We start from the raw sequence: 15,496 nt of genomic DNA, 5'->3' as shown, positions 1-15,496 counted from the left end.
TTCTCTATTTTCTCATATTTCGACCGAAGCAGGTTACACCTATTCTAATATTCCATTCAAATCGTCATAGATTGTATCGGGCGCAACATCGAACTCCTCGAACGGTAGGTCATTTCGGTTGATCCATGCCGCATGGAAGCCGAAGTTTTTCGCCCCGGCGATGTCCCAGCCGTTCGACGATAAGAAGAGCACCTCGTCACGGCGAAGACCGGACGTCTTGAACCAGTGCATATAGGCCGCTGGCGTCGGTTTTGGTTGTTTGATGCCGTCGACGCTGACGACTTCATCAAAATAGTCGGTGAGTCCGGCGTTGTGAAGCAGCGCCTCAAGCATCTCATCCGTTCCGTTCGAGAGGATAACGGTCTTCACGTCATGTAGCTGTTTCAAGACCGACTCTACTTCCTCGTAAGGAGTGAGGTGCGCATATGATGCAATCAGGCGCTGTTCGATGTCCTCCGTCGCTGTTGCGTCATGGACGGCGAGCGCGTAACGGAGTGCGTCCCGGGTCACCGACTCGAAATCTTCGTAGCGACCCATCATGTGCCGCCAAAAGAAGTACTCAAGTTGTTTTGTCCGCCATACTTGGCTGATGGCTGCTCCTTTTTCCGGGAACTCTTGTTCACAGGCATCCTTCACCGAATGGACGTCAAATAAGGTGCCGTATACGTCAAAGACGATGGCTTTGATCGTTGGTTTCATAAAAACATTCCTCCTTCTGTGTCGTTATACCCGTCTTGTTCAGAATATAATAGGAGAAAGGGGGTCCGACATGTATATTCCAAATCAATATTCCGTCACAGAACGAGCAAAGATTTACGCATTTCTCCATGCCCATCCGTTCGGTACGGTCGTGACGCATGACGGGGATAAACCGATTGCAACGCACGTCCCGTTACGATTCGATGAGGCGAACGGTCAACTGACGACCCACGTATCAAAAGCGAATCCGCAGTGGCGAACGATTGAAGAACAGGACGTTCTCGTCATCTTCCAAGGTCCGGACGCGTACGTGTCGGCGTCATGGTACGGACATGAGGACGTATCGACATGGAATTACCAAGCGGTACACGTATATGGACGTGCGACGATTCTCAATGAGACCGAGTTGATTGAAGAACTCGCAGGTTTGCTGAACGAGCACGAAGGAGAACGTGAACATGCGGTGCGATGGGATGATTTATCCGAACCGGTGAAGCGACAAATGCACGGCGTCGTCGGGTTTCGGATCGTCATTACCGACATTCAGGCAACGTTCAAGTTAAGCCAAAACCGAAACGACGTGGACCATGAACGCATCGTATCAGAGCTTGAAAAACAAGATGAACCGATTGCAGATGTCATGCGACGGCAGCGGAAATCTTGATCAACCTGTCCTAAAACGGCAGGTTTTTTCATTTTTTTTGAACCGAATAGCGGTTGACATGACTTAGGAGCAGGTCTATACTCATAACTGATAATGATTATCAGTATCGGCAAAATACAGAGAAGTTCGAAAAGGAGAAAATCACGTGAACAACACATTCAAGAAATGGTTACATATGTTCATCTTTGCATCGGCATTTGCACTCATCTTAGCCGGTTGTGGTTCGGAAGAAGCTGAGAACGCTTCCACAAGTGAAGGGACAGAAGAAGCGGCAGAAGGTTACCCGATCACAATCGAGCACGCATTCGGAGAGACGGTCATCGAAGAGAAGCCAGAACGCGTCGCAACGATCTCATGGGGGAACCATGATGTCGCACTTGCACTCGACGTCGTACCGGTCGGATTCTCGGCTGCGAACTACGGTGTCCAAGATGACAGCGGCATGCTCCCATGGACAGCAGAGAAGTTAGAAGCACTCGAGGAAGAGAACCCGAACATCTACCAAGACACAGACGGATTAGACTTTGAAGCAATCGCAGATTCTAACCCGGACGTCATCTTGGCTGCCTACTCAGGCATCACGCAAGAAGACTACGACACGCTCAGCCAAATCGCACCGGTCGTGGCATACCAAGAAACTCCTTGGGTCACGTCATGGCAAGATATGGTTCGCTATGACTCACTCGCAATGGGACTTGGTGAAGAAGGCGAACAGTTGATCAAAGATACAGAGAAATTGATCACAGACAAAGCGACAGCCGTCCCTGAGATTGCCGGAAAGAAAGCCGCTTTCGTCTCGATGAGCGCGGAAGACCTTTCAAAATTCTATATTTACACGACGGGTGACCCACGCGGTGCCTTCATCGAAGAACTCGGGGTGGAATATCCGCAAAACATTTTGGACGAGGCAGAAAAAGCAGACAGCTTCTACCTTGAGCTCAGTAAGGAAAACGCCGACATCCTGAACGACGTCGACATCTTCGTCACATACGGGAACGAAGACACGTTGAAGGCGCTCCAGGCAGACCCGCTCTACGGTAAAGTGCCAGCAATCGAACGTGGATCGGTCGTCTTGATCGAAGACAACACACCGCTCGCAGCGGCAGGAACGCCGACGCCACTCTCGATTGAATATACGATCGATGAGTACGTCTCACGCGTATCGGATGCGCTCGCGAAAGTAAAATGATGCAACATCAGGTGAAACAGATGCATACCCCGAAGTATTTCCCACTTCTTTTGGTTGGGACGCTCGTACTGACGGTTCTATGTATCGTGGCATCTCTTGCCTTCGGCTCAAGGACAGTCGGGTGGAATGAACTGCTGGACGGTTTATTCCGCCCGGCTGTTCAGTCGTATGAAGCGGACATCGTCCGAGAACGGGTCGTCCGGACGATCTTCAGTTTCATGTGTGGCGCAGCGCTCGGTGTGGCGGGGGCACTCATGCAGTCGGTGACGCGTAACCCAATCGCCGACCCGAGTATTCTCGGGGTCAACACGGGCGCGGCACTCGCTGCTGTCATCGGAATCGCATTTTTCAACATCTCGACGGCAAGTGCGTTCATCTGGTTCGCGCTCGTCGGGGCATTGTTGACGGCCATTTTCGTATTCGGTATCGGCTCACTCGGACGGGGTGGTGCGACCCCGCTCAAACTCGTCTTGGCGGGTGCGGCGACGAGTGCGGCATTATCGTCCCTCGTCATGGCGCTCATGATTCCACGCTCGAACGTCATGGACCAGTTCCGCTTCTGGCAAGTCGGGAGTGTCGGCGCGGGGAATGTCGATTCCATCTATACGTTTTTACCGTTCTTATTGATCGGTCTCGTGATTGCGGTCGTGACCGCACCTTCCTTGAACGCACTCGCGCTCGGAGAAGAGATGGCGAAGAGCCTCGGTGTTCGGACCGGGACATTGAAGCTGACGGCTTCGTTCGCGGGCGTCATTCTATGCGGGGCAGCGACGGCACTTGCCGGACCGATTGGCTTTATCGGGCTACTCGCCCCTCATTTGATTCGGCTCGTGCTCGGTCCGGATCAACGTTATCTCATGCCGATGTCTGCCCTCGCGGGTGCCATCATCTTGACCTTCTCGGACGTCATCGGACGTTTGCTCGGAAGTCCGAGCGAGCTTGAGGTCGGGATCGTGACGGCATTCATCGGGGCACCGATTTTGATTCTATTGACGATGAAAGTGAAAGTAAGAGGACTATGATGCAACCAGCGATTGAACAAATCAGACAAGGACGTATGAAGCGTCGCCGTCGCTACGTCGGCATGACACTGCTCTTGACCGTGATTGCGGTCACGTTGAGCGGTTTGATGCTCATGTTGGGCAATACGATTTATCCGGTCCAGGACGTCATCCGCGTCCTGCTCGGGGAAGACGTGAAGGGTGCGTCGTTCGCCGTTGAGGTGCTTCGATTACCACGTATGCTCGCCGGTGTCTTCGCGGGGGCTGCGTTCGGTGCGGCGGGGACGATTTTTCAGACGATGCTCCGCAACCCGCTCGCTAACCCGAACGTCATCGGAATCACGACCGGGTCGAGTGCGGCGGCCGTCTTCTGTATCGTCGTCCTGCAGTCGAGTGAGGCCATCATCTCGATTGCATCGATTATCGGAGGTCTCGTGACGGTGCTCGTCATCTACTTTCTCTCCAAAGGGGCCTCCTTCTCGATCGGTCGCCTCGTCTTGGTCGGGATTGGGATTCAGGCGATGCTCACAGCGGTCATCAATTACTTACTGCTCATCAGCCGACAAAATGATGTCGCCATGGCGATGCGGTGGTTGACAGGAAGCTTAAATGGGGCGAAGCTAGAGGATTTGCCGCCTTTAATCATCACGGTACTCATCTGTTTACCGATCGTATTGTTACTCACCCGTCAGCTCGAGATGCTCGAGCTCGGTGAAATGGCGGCGACAGGGTTAGGGATCAATACAAACCAAACCCGATTGCTTCTCATCGTTGCGGCGGTGTTCATGCTCGCCCTTGCGACAGCGACGACGGGACCAATCGCCTTTATCGCCTTTTTGGCGGGGCCGATCGCCAAACGTCTCGTCGGGACGAGTCACGCCGGAATTTTGCCGGCAGCGCTTGTCGGCATCATCTTAGTGCTCGCGGCCGATCTCGTCGGACAATTCGCCTTCACGGCACGCTATCCGGTCGGTGTCATCACCGGGATCATCGGCGCGCCTTATCTCTTATACTTGTTGATTCGGATGAACCAGAAAGGGGACTTCTAAATGGCATCCATTATGAAAGTGGAACATCTCACCTCAGGATACGAGGACAAGATGATTTTGAATGATATCAGCCTTGAAATTCCAAGCAACCAGATTAGCATCATCATCGGTGCGAACGGTTGCGGGAAGTCGACGTTACTGAAGACGATGGCACGCCTCATCAAACCGAGTGCCGGTCAAGTGACGCTTTACGATAAGCCGATCTCGAAGATGGCACCGAAAAAGCTGGCGCGTGTCCTCGGGATGTTGCCACAGTCCCCGGTCGTACCGGAAGGGATCACGGTCGCCGATCTCGTCGGTCGCGGCCGTTATCCGCATCAATCGTTCTTAAAAGGTTGGACGAAAGCCGACTATGAGGCCGTCGCCGAGGCGATGGAGATGATGAACATTACGGAGTTTGCGGACCGTCCGATCGACGAGTTGTCAGGCGGACAGCGCCAACGCGTCTGGATCGCGATGGCACTTGCCCAACAGACGGACGTCCTCTTTTTAGACGAGCCGACGACGTATCTCGATATTACGTATCAGGTTGAGATTCTCGACTTGTTGACGGACTTGAACCGGAAGTACGGGACGACGATTGTCATGGTGCTACACGACATCAACTTGTCGGCACGTTATGCCGACTACATCTTCGCACTCGACAAAGGGAAGTTGATCGCCGAAGGGAAGCCATCGGACGTCATCACATGTGACTTGATCCATCGGGTCTTCAACCTCCGCTGTTCGGTCATGTGTGACCCGGTGTCGGGTTCACCGTCGGTCATTCCGATTGGTCGCCACCATGTACAGACAGAAACGGAAGAGGCGCCTGTCGCGCAGCTCGAGTTGGTATAACGAGAATCGAGAAGGAGCGAATGTTCCTTCTTTTTTTTGCATTGATGAAAGCGTTCTAAAAAAGTCGTTGACTTCTCTTTGAGGCGGGTGTATGCTATAAATCCTGCCCAAAAATGAGAGGCATGGGGACTGGCATCAGTTCATTCGATTTTTGAGAGGAATGACTTAAGATGAACCAACAACAATTAGTCGAGCGCGCACGCCAATTGAAAGACAATGCGTATTCACCATATTCGAAGTTCCGCGTCGGTGCGGCACTTCTCATGAAGGATGGCACGGTCATCGATGGCGTCAACGTCGAGAACGTCTCGTTCGGAGCGACAAACTGTGCGGAGCGTACAGCCATCTTCACAGCGGTCGCACAAGGATATAAAAAAGGTGACTTCGAAGCGGTTGCCGTGTCTGGGGACACGGAAGACTTCTTGCCACCGTGCAGCATTTGCCGCCAAGTCATGGTCGAGTTCGGCGATCCTGACTTCAAAGTACTCCTCACGAACGGCAACGCCGATGTGAAAGAAGTGACGCTCGGGGAGCTTGTCCCGCTCGCGTTCACTGATTTGGATATGTGATAAAAAGCGCTGATTCTATCTGGAGTCAGCGCTTCTTTATTAGTTGCTTTGTTGTACAATAAAAAGTACAATAAAATAAAAGGAGTGAAAATGATGTCCACCATTACGTATAGTGACGCTAGAAAAAACTTCAAGAAAGTATTGGATCAAGTGCATGAAAATAGTGAGGCAATTGTTATCTCGCGTAAAAATAGTGAAAATGCAGTGATTATGTCCGAACAAGAATATGAAAGCTTGATGGAAACGATTTATTTGTTGCGTAGTCCTAAAAATGCTGAACGTTTATTAGATTCTATTAAACAAATTGAGAATAACGAAACAAAAGAAAGAAAATTGATGAATGAGTAGGTCTCTATTATTCACAGACAATGGCTGGGAAGATTATTTATACTGGCAAAAAGAAGATAAAAAGAAATTGAAACGTATTAATTCTTTGATTGAAGACGTAAGAAGAAATGGCAATTTAAATGGAGTTGGAAAACCAGAAGCTTTAAAAGGGAACCTACAGGGTTTCTATAGTCGGAGAATCGACTCGGAACATCGACTTGTCTATCGAGCAACAGATCAGCACGTCGAAATCTTACAGTGTCGCTATCACTATTCATGAATTAGACTCACATCACTTGGAGATGAGAGTCTTTTTTGACATTTCGAGAATGATCAAATAACGCAAGCGTATGGAAAATCACCTGAAATACGCGTTTCAGGTGATTTTTGTTATAGATTGATTGATTCACTGTCTTCAGGAACTAAGAGTCGATTGGCAAATTCATGCTCTTCTGCATAAGCACGTAAGTCAGCCCGTGACAAGTTCCAATGGTTCACTGCCTCCATATGGACGGCGATGATGCTGGCGTCCGGGGCAGCTTCTGCTACTTGATGCACGTCCACTTCATTCATGACGAGCGAGCCACCTTCTAGGAATTGATTGTCTCCCGCATTGACGACGATCACTTCGGGGTGATGCGTTTGAATCGTTTCAGCGACACCCTCATACCAGACTGTATCTCCTGCGACGTATAACGTTTTTTCAGTTTCATGTGTCAAGACGACACCACACACTTCACCAGTCAACGATAAGATGTCGCCTCGACCATGTTCCCCGACCGTTTTGACGAGATGAATACCTTCGAATTCGGTCGATTCCGTCAACACGCGAACGTCCGTGAATCCATCCTGTTGAATTGTGTTCTGGTCTGACTCATTTTGAACGAAGATCGGAAGCTCATTTGGAAGTACTTCTTTTGCGACTTCGTCATAGTGGTCGAGATGAAGATGGGTCAAGATGACGGCGTCAATTCCGTGTAGAAGGTCTTCAATTGAAATCGGCAATTCAACAAGTGGGTTGTGTTCATCTTGACGTGCCGAGTTTGGAAAAGGCGGATATGTGCCTTTCTTCGCAAGAAACGGGTCGATGAGAAACGTCTTCCCAGCGTATTCGAGTCGTAATGTCGCGTTTCGGATCAATTGGATGTTCATAGGTGATTCTCCTTTTTCTATGTAGGATATATGTAGTGTAGAATGTACCTGTTTTGGAATACATTACATCATTCAAGTCTTTTCGTACAAATACTTGAATGATGAAAGGAGTGGTCGCATGGACGCAACAGATCGACATATTATTGAAGCCTTGCAACAAAATAGTCGGATGACGATGAAGGAATTAGGCGAACTCATTCACTTGACGGGGCAAGCGACAGCCACACGCGTTAAAAAGTTAGAAGACCTGGGGATCATCGAAAGATATACGATTCGAATCAACGAAGAACGAATCGGTCTGCCCATTCATGCGATGATTACAATTTACACGATGAGTACATTTCATGATCCGTACCTGCTCTTTCTTAAAGAGCATCGGCAATTCGTGAGAAATAACTACAAGGTGAGCGGGGATGGGTGCTATCTACTCGAGTGTCGCTTCCCGACGAATCAAGAACTGAATGCATTTTTAGATGGACTCAGCAAATACGTGAACTACAAACTATCACTTGTCATTCATCAAAACACCCAGTGAATCGTTGGATTCACTGGGTGTTTGTTGTTTCATGTCTCCGACCGGCTCGGATGATAAAGCGATATTCTTCACTTTTGAAATAGGTTTCGGTGAACTCGAAGCGGCTACCATCCATGAGAAACGAATAGAGTTCGACTTTGAGTATCGGGGTTCGATCGCTCACTTCGAGCATGTCAGCGATTTCTTTCGTCGGTAAGACCGGGATAAATTCCTGAACACTGTCGGCAATCTTTAGATTTTTGACGTTTTCAATGTAATCGTACTTCGAACGTGTCATTACTTCATACGTCAAATCAGGAAACAGTTGGAGCGGAAGATATGTGTCTTCTACAATAAGTGGTTCTCCGTTCGCAAAACGTAGACGACGAATGTAGTAAACGAGGGCATCTTCATCGAGTTCAAGTATTTCCCTGATCTTTTCAGTCGGAGGTTGGACAGTGAAAGTAAGAACTTTACTCGTGACATCTTTTCCTTCCCGCTTCATGTCTTCAGTGAAGCTTTTTAATTCGTACATATTATGTTCAATCTTTTCGGATTGCACATATGTGCCGCTTCCTTGTCGTTTCCAAAGCAGACCTTCTTCTTGAAGTAGTTTGACGGCTTGTCGAACGGTGACTCGACTGGCTTTAAATTCGTCGACGAGTTGTGCTTCTGTTGGAATTGCTTCACCGGGCGCCCAATCGCCTGACTCGATAAACACGCGCATCTCCTGTGCAATCCGCTGGTATAGCGGAGATTTGGCTTTCATGTAAATAACCTCCTAATCTCATACGTTCATTACTCATAGTATACAAAAATAAAACGTTTTCAAAAAGGTGTTGACGCTTTAAATAATATGTATTAAATTTGTATTGTAATCAATTAGATATGTATTGAAAGGGGAACGCACACATGAAAAAACCACAGCGTCTCGTCGTCGTCGGTGGAGGTAGTACGTACACAATCGGCATGATCATGAGTTTGATTGAGGAAAAGGCACACTTCCCACTCCGTTCCATCACGTTTTACGATACAGATGAATTACGTCAAGAACGTGTCGCGAAAGCGAGTGAAGTCATCTTGCGTGAGCATTATCCAGAACTTGAGTCGTTCGAATACACGACGGACAAAGAATATGCCTTCAAAGATAAGGATTTCTTCTTCGTTCAGATTCGGACAGGCGGCTTGGAGATGCGCGAAAAAGATGAACAGATTCCGCTTCGTCATGGCGTGGTGGGACAAGAAACGTGTGGACCTGGCGGAATGTCGTACGGGATGCGCTCAATTGGAGATATGATTGAACTCGTCTCCGACATTCGCGCTGGCTCACCGGATGGCTGGATCTTAAACTATACAAACCCTGCTGCGATTGTCGCCGAGGCGCTCAAACGTGCTTACCCGGACGATCAAAAAATATTAAATATTTGCGACATGCCTGCAGCAATCATGGTGAGCTATGCGAAGATTCTCGGGAAAGAGATTTGGGATCTCGTACCTGAATATTTTGGACTCAACCACTTTGGTTGGTTCACAGGTATCTTTGATAAAGAAGGAAACGAATTAACGGAAGATATCAAACGTGCCATTTTGGAAGATGGCTTCATTCCAGAAGATTCAGAGATTGCGAATGATCCATCATGGATCAAGACGTTCAAACAAGTAGAGAAGATGCTGACGGATTTCCCAGAGTATTTACCGAACACGTATCTTCAATACTACTTGTACCCGTCTGATATGGCGGAAAAAGAAGACGTCACGAATACACGAGCGCGGCAGGTGATCAATGGTCGCCAAGAACGTGTCTTCTCGATGTGTGATCAAATCATCCAAGATGACTCGCTCGAGAACGTCCATCTAGAAGTCGATATCCACGGCTGCTACATGATTCGCGTCGCGGCATCGCTAGCCTATAATAACGGCGATATTTTCATCGTCATGGTGAAAAATGACGGTATCATTTCGAACTTGCCAGACGATGCGATGGTTGAAGTGCCAGCGATGCTTACCAATCGTGGACCGAAACCATTCGCAGTCGGGAAAATCCCACGTTTCTATAAGGGAATGATTGAAGGGCAGCTCGCTTATGAGCAACTTGTCGTCGACGCATACTTCGAAAACAGTTATGAGAAGGCACTTCAAGCGCTCACGCTCAATCGTACAGTCGTCGATGCACCGGTGGCTCGTCGAATCTTAGATGATTTGATTGAGGAAAACAGAACGTACTGGCCGGAATTGAAATCGGGCGAAGCAGTAGCAACGCGATAACTTGAGAGGGGAGATAATCCCCTTTCTCATTGTCTATATTGATAACGCTTACAAGATGAGGAGTGAATCGAATGAGTCAATGGTTTGGAGTTTTTCAAAAGTTTGGGAAAGCACTCATGGTGCCTGTCGCTTTATTACCGGCTGCCGGAATTTTGCTGGGATTAGGTGCAGCACTCACAGGTCCTTTAGCAGATAGTTGGACCTTTTTACAGAACGACACGGTGGAAGCAATCAGTGCTGGCATGTTACAAATCGGTCTAAGCATTTTTGCGAACTTACCAATCATTTTTGCCATCGGGGTTGCTGTTGGTTTGTCAGGGGGATCAGGGATTGCCGCACTTGCTGCACTCGTTGGATATGTCATTATGAATACGACAATCTCCATCTCACTTGGCATTACGGCAGAAATGGCAGCTGAGAGTGGCGAATACGGTATGTTACTCGGTATTCCTTCGCTTGAAACAGGTGTACTCGGAGGGATTGCTGTCGGGTTGCTTGCGGTATGGGTATATAAAAAGTTCCATACGTTTAATCCGCCAGAAGTGTTAGGATTCTTTGCGGGTGATCGTTCTGTCGGGATTGTGATGGTTTTCTTCTCAATCGTGCTTGGATTTGTCATGATGCTGATCTGGCCACCAATCCAGTCGGCATTGACTTCAATGGCAAATGTCATTGCAAGTGATGCGACCAATCCGGCATACGTTGGGTTATATGGGATGTTGGAGCGGTTATTGATTCCGACAGGATTACACCATATTTGGTATGCCCCGTTCCTATGGACGTCTCTTGGTGGAACAGCGACGGTGGGTGATGCGGTCGTGAACGGTGATCAGTATATTTTCCTCGCACAAATTGCTGAGGGTGTTGAAGTGACGGCAGGTCGCTTCATGTCTGGTAAATTCCCAATCATTATGTTTGGTTTACTCGGGGCGGCACTTGCGATGTATCGTCAGGCTGATCCGGACAAACGTCCTGTTGTACGAGGATTGTTGATTGCGGCAGCTGGTACAGCATTTTTAACCGGGATCACAGAACCGATTGAATTTACATTCTTATTTGTAGCACCTATCCTTTATGTCATCCATAGCGTGTTGACGGGGATTTCCTTCGCGCTCATGTATGCACTTGATACACATATCGGTTGGGCTGGAGGTTCAGGGTTGATCGATTATGTATTAGTGAACGTCTTACCGGGAACGCCACGTTGGTGGATGAATATCGTCGTCGGTATTGGATTCTTCGTCGTTTACTATAGCATCTTTACCTTCGCAATCAAGAAGTGGAACTTGGCGACACCAGGGCGTGGCGGACAAGAAGCTAAACTGTTTACACGGAAAGACTACAATGATAAAAAATCAAGTCAGTCAGCGATTCAAACGACAGCACTTGCGATTGAAAAGGCACTTGGGGGACGCGAGAACATTCGCGATATCGATGCTTGTTTCACAAGACTACGTGTTGAAGTGAGTGACGTCTCACAAATCGATGAAGACGAACTAAAAGCACTAGGAGCAGCAGGGGTCGTAAAAGTGAAGAACAACATTCAAGCAATTTTCGGAGGTCGTTCAGATCTATACAAAAATGAATTACTTCGAATCCATAAAGAAATGGATGAGGCGAATTGATCTCAGGCTCAACCTCAATGGTTGAGCCTTTTCAGTTTTTCATTCGTATAATACAGCAAGATTCTCCGCGTGCTCCTTCATCATCCCCCGCAACACCCTAGGCGCCTTCACCTCTACTTCAGCCCCAGCCTTCAACAGCTGTCTCGACAAAAATGGAAGCTCTTCCTCGGGTACGTCCCACTCATTTTTCAGCTCGATATCGGGTAATACATCTTCAAGCAAACGACGACCGAGTGGGGTGAGTTCGAGTCGAACGGTCACACCGTTTCGTTCATCACTTGCCTGTAATAAGCTCACCAAATCCTCGGACTCAAACGTCTCCTCGAGCAGTTTGACCGTTTCGATGCGATCAATCCGATATTGACGGAGTCCAAGTTCAGAGAGACCGAAGACGTACCACTTCAAATCAAGCAGTGCCATGCCGACCGGTGCGACGGTGAACGTGCGTTGTCCTTTTGTCGTCCGATACGTCATCTCTACCTTGTTTCGTTGTTCGACTGCGTGATAGATGTCTTTTGTGAGCGGTGCTTTTGGAATTTGCTTGTTTCCGAGCCACAGAATATTTCGCTCCAATCGACGAATCTTCGCCTCCAAGTCATGAGGCAATTCGTTCACGTACCAGTCGGATAGTGTACTTCGTATATCCCCGAAGGGCACGTTTGGTATGTGTTCCATCCATTTCAGCGTGAGATAGAGGGCGACCGCTTCTTGTTCGCGGAGATGGAGCGGGGGCAATAAACGATTCGGCAACATCTCATAGCCACCGCCAGTCCCGGGGACGCTCCAAATCGGATAACCGAGCTCCTCGAGTGACAGCATATCCCGCTGAATTGTCCGAATGGAGGCACCTGTCTCTTGCGCCAGTTCTTCGGCGGTAACACGTCGTCCATGATTGAGCAGTCGAATGAGTTGTAAATGTCGTTTTTTCATTTTCATCATTCCCGTCATCTTTTGTCGTGTTTATTGGTTAAGCTGAATGTATCACGAATCAAGGAGGAAGACACGATGCCACATGTAGTGTTATATATTGCGATGAGTTTAGACGGAAAGATTGCTCGATCGAACGACCAACTCGATTGGTTGTTCGCAGTAGATGGGGACGGGGACAACGGCTATGCCGAATTTTTCAAAACGATTGGTGCTGTCATCATGGGACGAAAAACATATGAAGAAGTCCTTCAATTGTCAGAGGAGTACCCATATCCAAACATGCCGAACTATATTATGACGCGGAACCCGGACCGTGAGGCGGAGCATGTCACCTTTACGGACGAACCGATTGAAAAATTGATTCATCGGTTGAAAGAAGAAATCGATCAAGACATCTGGCTCATCGGTGGCGGGGAAGTCATCAAAGCGGCGATGGAACAAGATCTCGTTGATCGTTACGAGATTGCGATTGCGCCGGTCGTCCTCGGTGAAGGGGTCCCGCTCTTCCCAGAAGGCACGAAAGAGACGAAACTTCGGCTGACAGGTCAGCGCGCATCTGGCCAATTTGTGATGGTGACATATGAACGGTAAGTGAGGATCGAGTCCACATGTGGGCTCGATTTTTTGTGGTCATGTTCAATATGCTGAAATCTAATTTACTTCATTAGGAAAATATTGTTTCGAATAAACTTCATGTTGGTTAAAATGTTAGTAACTGGCTCAAATTGGATATATGAAGAGGGTAGCACGAACATCACGCATGCTGAGAGGATCCAATTATGTTCATTAGCTTAATCGCAAATTCATGTATATCGTTTACTGGCATCTATTTCATTTCTAAGATCATGAACTACGATACAAAGTACGTACGTACACAAAAAATCTTGATTGGAGTGTTATCGGGGTGTCTCGGGATTTTTCTCATCACGCAAGGTGTCGTATTTGACGATGTCGTAAAAATCGATTTTCGTTTTCTCGTTCTGCTCCTACTTGGATTTTATCGACTCGTATCCCCACTATTTATTACGGCGACCATCATCTCAGTCTATCGTTTTAGCTATGGGATTGATTTTCCGTCAATTGTGTCATGCATCTCCCTATTTCTGATCGTGATCGGAATTCTCGTGACATATAACATCGTTAGTCTCGAGAAACGACTCTTTCAATTTGGTCTCGTGTTGAATATGTTGACATGTTTCATTATAGGTTTTGCGATTTACACGAGTGGAGAATTTAGTGAGAATGCTGCGTCCGCTGCTTTACTTGTCGTCATGATTAGTTTTCCGATTGGGTTATTGATCACCGTTTTGAACATTGACCTGTACCTCATCCATCATCGCGTGAAAGAGTATAAAATATCAGCGGAAACCGACCATTTGACGGGACTCGCAAACCGTAGAGCGTGGGAAATGCAGATGAAAAAGGTCAAAGAGCATTATGCGACGTGTAACGTGCTCATCATCGATATCGATTACTTCAAACAAATCAACGACCAATATGGTCACGCGAACGGGGATGAGATTTTGAAGCAGTTCGCAGAATTGTTGCATCGTGAAACGAGGGACCATGATATTAAAGCTCGAATAGGCGGGGAAGAGTTTGGCATTTTAATCCCGATGCTTTCTCAAGTCGAAGTAATCAAAGTGGCGGAGCGAATTCGGAGTAGCATATCCAAACATGAGTTCGAGTTACTCGATCAACAAAAGATTCATATCTCCGTTTCTATCGGAATTGCGAACGGAAAGAGCGAGCACCTTCGTGAAATGGTTCATTTGGCAGATGACTGCTTATACCAAGCGAAGAACAGTGGGAGAAATCGAACGTACATTAACGAGAGTGTGATCGGATAAACAAGGCGTATCGATATCCCGATGCGCTTTTTTTATGTAAAAAACTGCAGACCATATAGTGGCCTACAGTCATGGGGTCGTACTGGCATGGGTATAGGGCTCCCATCCATCCGAAAAGTTGTGCGGCGTCTGAATGCCTTCTAACGTCCGAAATTCATAATCTCGCTCTTTCGCATAGCGGATAATCGTATCGAGTGCTTCTGGTGTCATCGAATGATCGTGTGCCAAGATAATGGAGGCAATATTTGCCGCACGATTCGCCTCGAGACGATTGAACACGCGTTGCTCCACGCTGGCGTTGTCCTTCTTATAGATATGATCGAGACTACCGACATTCCAGTCCCAAATCGCAAAACCGGCTTCATCCATCGCTTGCCAATGCGCAGGCGTCATACCTGCATCACTGCCGTAAATCGTCCGAGCCATATTCGTATGAATGCCAGTCACGTCATAAATGAGACGTTGTACGTCCTTCATTTGACGGACGGCCGTCATCGGTGACGCATAAAACTCCTCGCGTTCGTGTGTCATCCCGTGTAAGGCGATGAGATGACCTTCGGCGACGATGCGTCGAACAAGATGCTCATTCCCTTTGATATTCTTTCCGAGAATGAAAAAGGTGACCTTCACTTGATGTTTCTTCAAGACATCAAGCAGTTTTCCCGTCTTCCAGTTTGGTCCATCATCAAGTGTTAAATAGATGAGGCTCGGGTCGTTATACGCTTTCGGTTCCGAGATTGCCGCCTGTGACAAAGTACCAATCAACAAAAAAATAGACATGAGTAATAGAACGCGTTTCTTCATTCCAACAATAGCTCCCTCGAG

General features: G+C 47.9%; 18 protein-coding genes. 13 read left to right on the top strand and 5 right to left on the bottom strand.

The features are described from left to right. Window positions 1–39 precede the first annotated feature (39 nt). Entirely contained in the window at window positions 40–699 is a 660-nt protein-coding gene (locus KNO75_RS08780) for a haloacid dehalogenase type II (protein WP_214821187.1), read from the bottom strand. Between the two features lie 70 nt (window positions 700–769). Between KNO75_RS08780 and KNO75_RS08775 the strand changes: the two genes are divergently transcribed. The 8 genes from KNO75_RS08775 (at window position 770) to KNO75_RS08740 (ending at window position 6,615) form a co-directional block, all read left to right on the top strand. After that, a complete protein-coding gene (locus KNO75_RS08775; RefSeq protein ID WP_214821186.1) occupies window positions 770–1,363 on the top strand; it encodes an FMN-binding negative transcriptional regulator in 594 nt (197 codons plus the stop codon). Window positions 1,364–1,508: 145 nt separating this feature from the next. Further along, window positions 1,509–2,552 carry an iron-siderophore ABC transporter substrate-binding protein gene (locus tag KNO75_RS08770; protein WP_353047557.1) on the top strand — a complete coding sequence of 348 codons (1,044 nt, stop codon included), beginning with the start codon at window positions 1,509–1,511 and terminating at the stop codon, window positions 2,550–2,552. A gap of 20 nt (window positions 2,553–2,572) precedes the next feature. Beyond that, entirely contained in the window at window positions 2,573–3,574 is a 1,002-nt protein-coding gene (locus KNO75_RS08765; RefSeq protein ID WP_483298007.1) for a FecCD family ABC transporter permease, read from the top strand. Next, window positions 3,571–4,602 carry a FecCD family ABC transporter permease gene (locus tag KNO75_RS08760; RefSeq protein WP_214821182.1) on the top strand — a complete coding sequence of 344 codons (1,032 nt, stop codon included), beginning with the start codon at window positions 3,571–3,573 and terminating at the stop codon, window positions 4,600–4,602. Before KNO75_RS08765 ends, KNO75_RS08760 begins: the two co-directional genes overlap by 4 nt. Next, window positions 4,603–5,439: an ABC transporter ATP-binding protein gene (locus tag KNO75_RS08755; protein WP_214687506.1), complete on the top strand. Its 837-nt coding sequence runs from the start codon at window positions 4,603–4,605 to the stop codon at window positions 5,437–5,439. 170 nt (window positions 5,440–5,609) lie between these two features. Continuing rightward, window positions 5,610–6,008 carry a cytidine deaminase gene (locus tag KNO75_RS08750; RefSeq protein ID WP_074035820.1) on the top strand — a complete coding sequence of 133 codons (399 nt, stop codon included), beginning with the start codon at window positions 5,610–5,612 and terminating at the stop codon, window positions 6,006–6,008. A gap of 93 nt (window positions 6,009–6,101) precedes the next feature. Continuing rightward, window positions 6,102–6,356, top strand: coding sequence for a type II toxin-antitoxin system Phd/YefM family antitoxin (locus KNO75_RS08745; protein WP_214816560.1), 255 nt, complete (start codon window positions 6,102–6,104; stop codon window positions 6,354–6,356). Then, window positions 6,349–6,615, top strand: a complete 267-nt coding sequence (locus KNO75_RS08740) for a Txe/YoeB family addiction module toxin (protein ID WP_214816563.1) — start codon at window positions 6,349–6,351, stop codon at window positions 6,613–6,615. The genes KNO75_RS08745 and KNO75_RS08740 overlap by 8 nt, the downstream gene beginning before the upstream one ends. Window positions 6,616–6,725: 110 nt before the next feature. On the opposite strand, the gene KNO75_RS08735 is transcribed toward KNO75_RS08740, so the two are convergent. Then, window positions 6,726–7,487: an MBL fold metallo-hydrolase gene (locus KNO75_RS08735; protein ID WP_214821180.1), complete on the bottom strand. Its 762-nt coding sequence runs from the start codon at window positions 7,485–7,487 to the stop codon at window positions 6,726–6,728. Between the two features lie 118 nt (window positions 7,488–7,605). Between KNO75_RS08735 and KNO75_RS08730 the strand changes: the two genes are divergently transcribed. Then, window positions 7,606–8,022, top strand: coding sequence for an Lrp/AsnC family transcriptional regulator (locus KNO75_RS08730; protein ID WP_214816567.1), 417 nt, complete (start codon window positions 7,606–7,608; stop codon window positions 8,020–8,022). A gap of 10 nt (window positions 8,023–8,032) precedes the next feature. Here KNO75_RS08730 and KNO75_RS08725 read toward each other — a convergent pair whose 3' ends face one another. Beyond that, a complete protein-coding gene (locus tag KNO75_RS08725; RefSeq protein ID WP_214816569.1) occupies window positions 8,033–8,770 on the bottom strand; it encodes a GntR family transcriptional regulator in 738 nt (245 codons plus the stop codon). A 143-nt stretch (window positions 8,771–8,913) separates the two neighbouring features. On the opposite strand from KNO75_RS08725, the gene KNO75_RS08720 reads away from it, so the two are divergent. After that, window positions 8,914–10,266 (top strand): 6-phospho-alpha-glucosidase, encoded by a 1,353-nt coding sequence (locus KNO75_RS08720; RefSeq protein ID WP_214816571.1) that lies wholly within the window; start codon window positions 8,914–8,916, stop codon window positions 10,264–10,266. 71 nt (window positions 10,267–10,337) lie between these two features. Further along, on the top strand, window positions 10,338–11,891 hold the full coding sequence (locus tag KNO75_RS08715) for a PTS transporter subunit EIIC (RefSeq protein WP_214821178.1): 1,554 nt from the start codon (window positions 10,338–10,340) through the stop codon (window positions 11,889–11,891). 39 nt (window positions 11,892–11,930) lie between these two features. Here the strand turns inward: KNO75_RS08715 and KNO75_RS08710 are convergent, their stop codons facing one another. Next, complete coding sequence (locus KNO75_RS08710; RefSeq protein ID WP_214821176.1) at window positions 11,931–12,821, bottom strand: helix-turn-helix transcriptional regulator; 891 nt, start codon at window positions 12,819–12,821, stop codon at window positions 11,931–11,933. A 75-nt stretch (window positions 12,822–12,896) separates the two neighbouring features. On the opposite strand from KNO75_RS08710, the gene KNO75_RS08705 reads away from it, so the two are divergent. Further along, a complete protein-coding gene (locus KNO75_RS08705; RefSeq protein WP_214821174.1) occupies window positions 12,897–13,412 on the top strand; it encodes a dihydrofolate reductase family protein in 516 nt (171 codons plus the stop codon). A 188-nt stretch (window positions 13,413–13,600) separates the two neighbouring features. Continuing rightward, on the top strand, window positions 13,601–14,671 hold the full coding sequence (locus KNO75_RS08700) for a GGDEF domain-containing protein (RefSeq protein WP_214821171.1): 1,071 nt from the start codon (window positions 13,601–13,603) through the stop codon (window positions 14,669–14,671). A 69-nt stretch (window positions 14,672–14,740) separates the two neighbouring features. On the opposite strand, the gene KNO75_RS08695 is transcribed toward KNO75_RS08700, so the two are convergent. After that, on the bottom strand, window positions 14,741–15,475 hold the full coding sequence (locus KNO75_RS08695; RefSeq protein ID WP_214821155.1) for a polysaccharide deacetylase family protein: 735 nt from the start codon (window positions 15,473–15,475) through the stop codon (window positions 14,741–14,743). Between the last annotated feature and the right edge of the window lie 21 nt (window positions 15,476–15,496).

Origin of the sequence: Exiguobacterium sp. s35 (assembly GCF_018617535.1) — a bacterium.
In the GTDB taxonomy this organism is placed as follows: domain Bacteria; phylum Bacillota; class Bacilli; order Exiguobacteriales; family Exiguobacteriaceae; genus Exiguobacterium; species Exiguobacterium aestuarii.
Note: the sequence above shows the minus strand (reverse complement) of the source record. Positions and strands in the feature narration are given on the sequence as shown.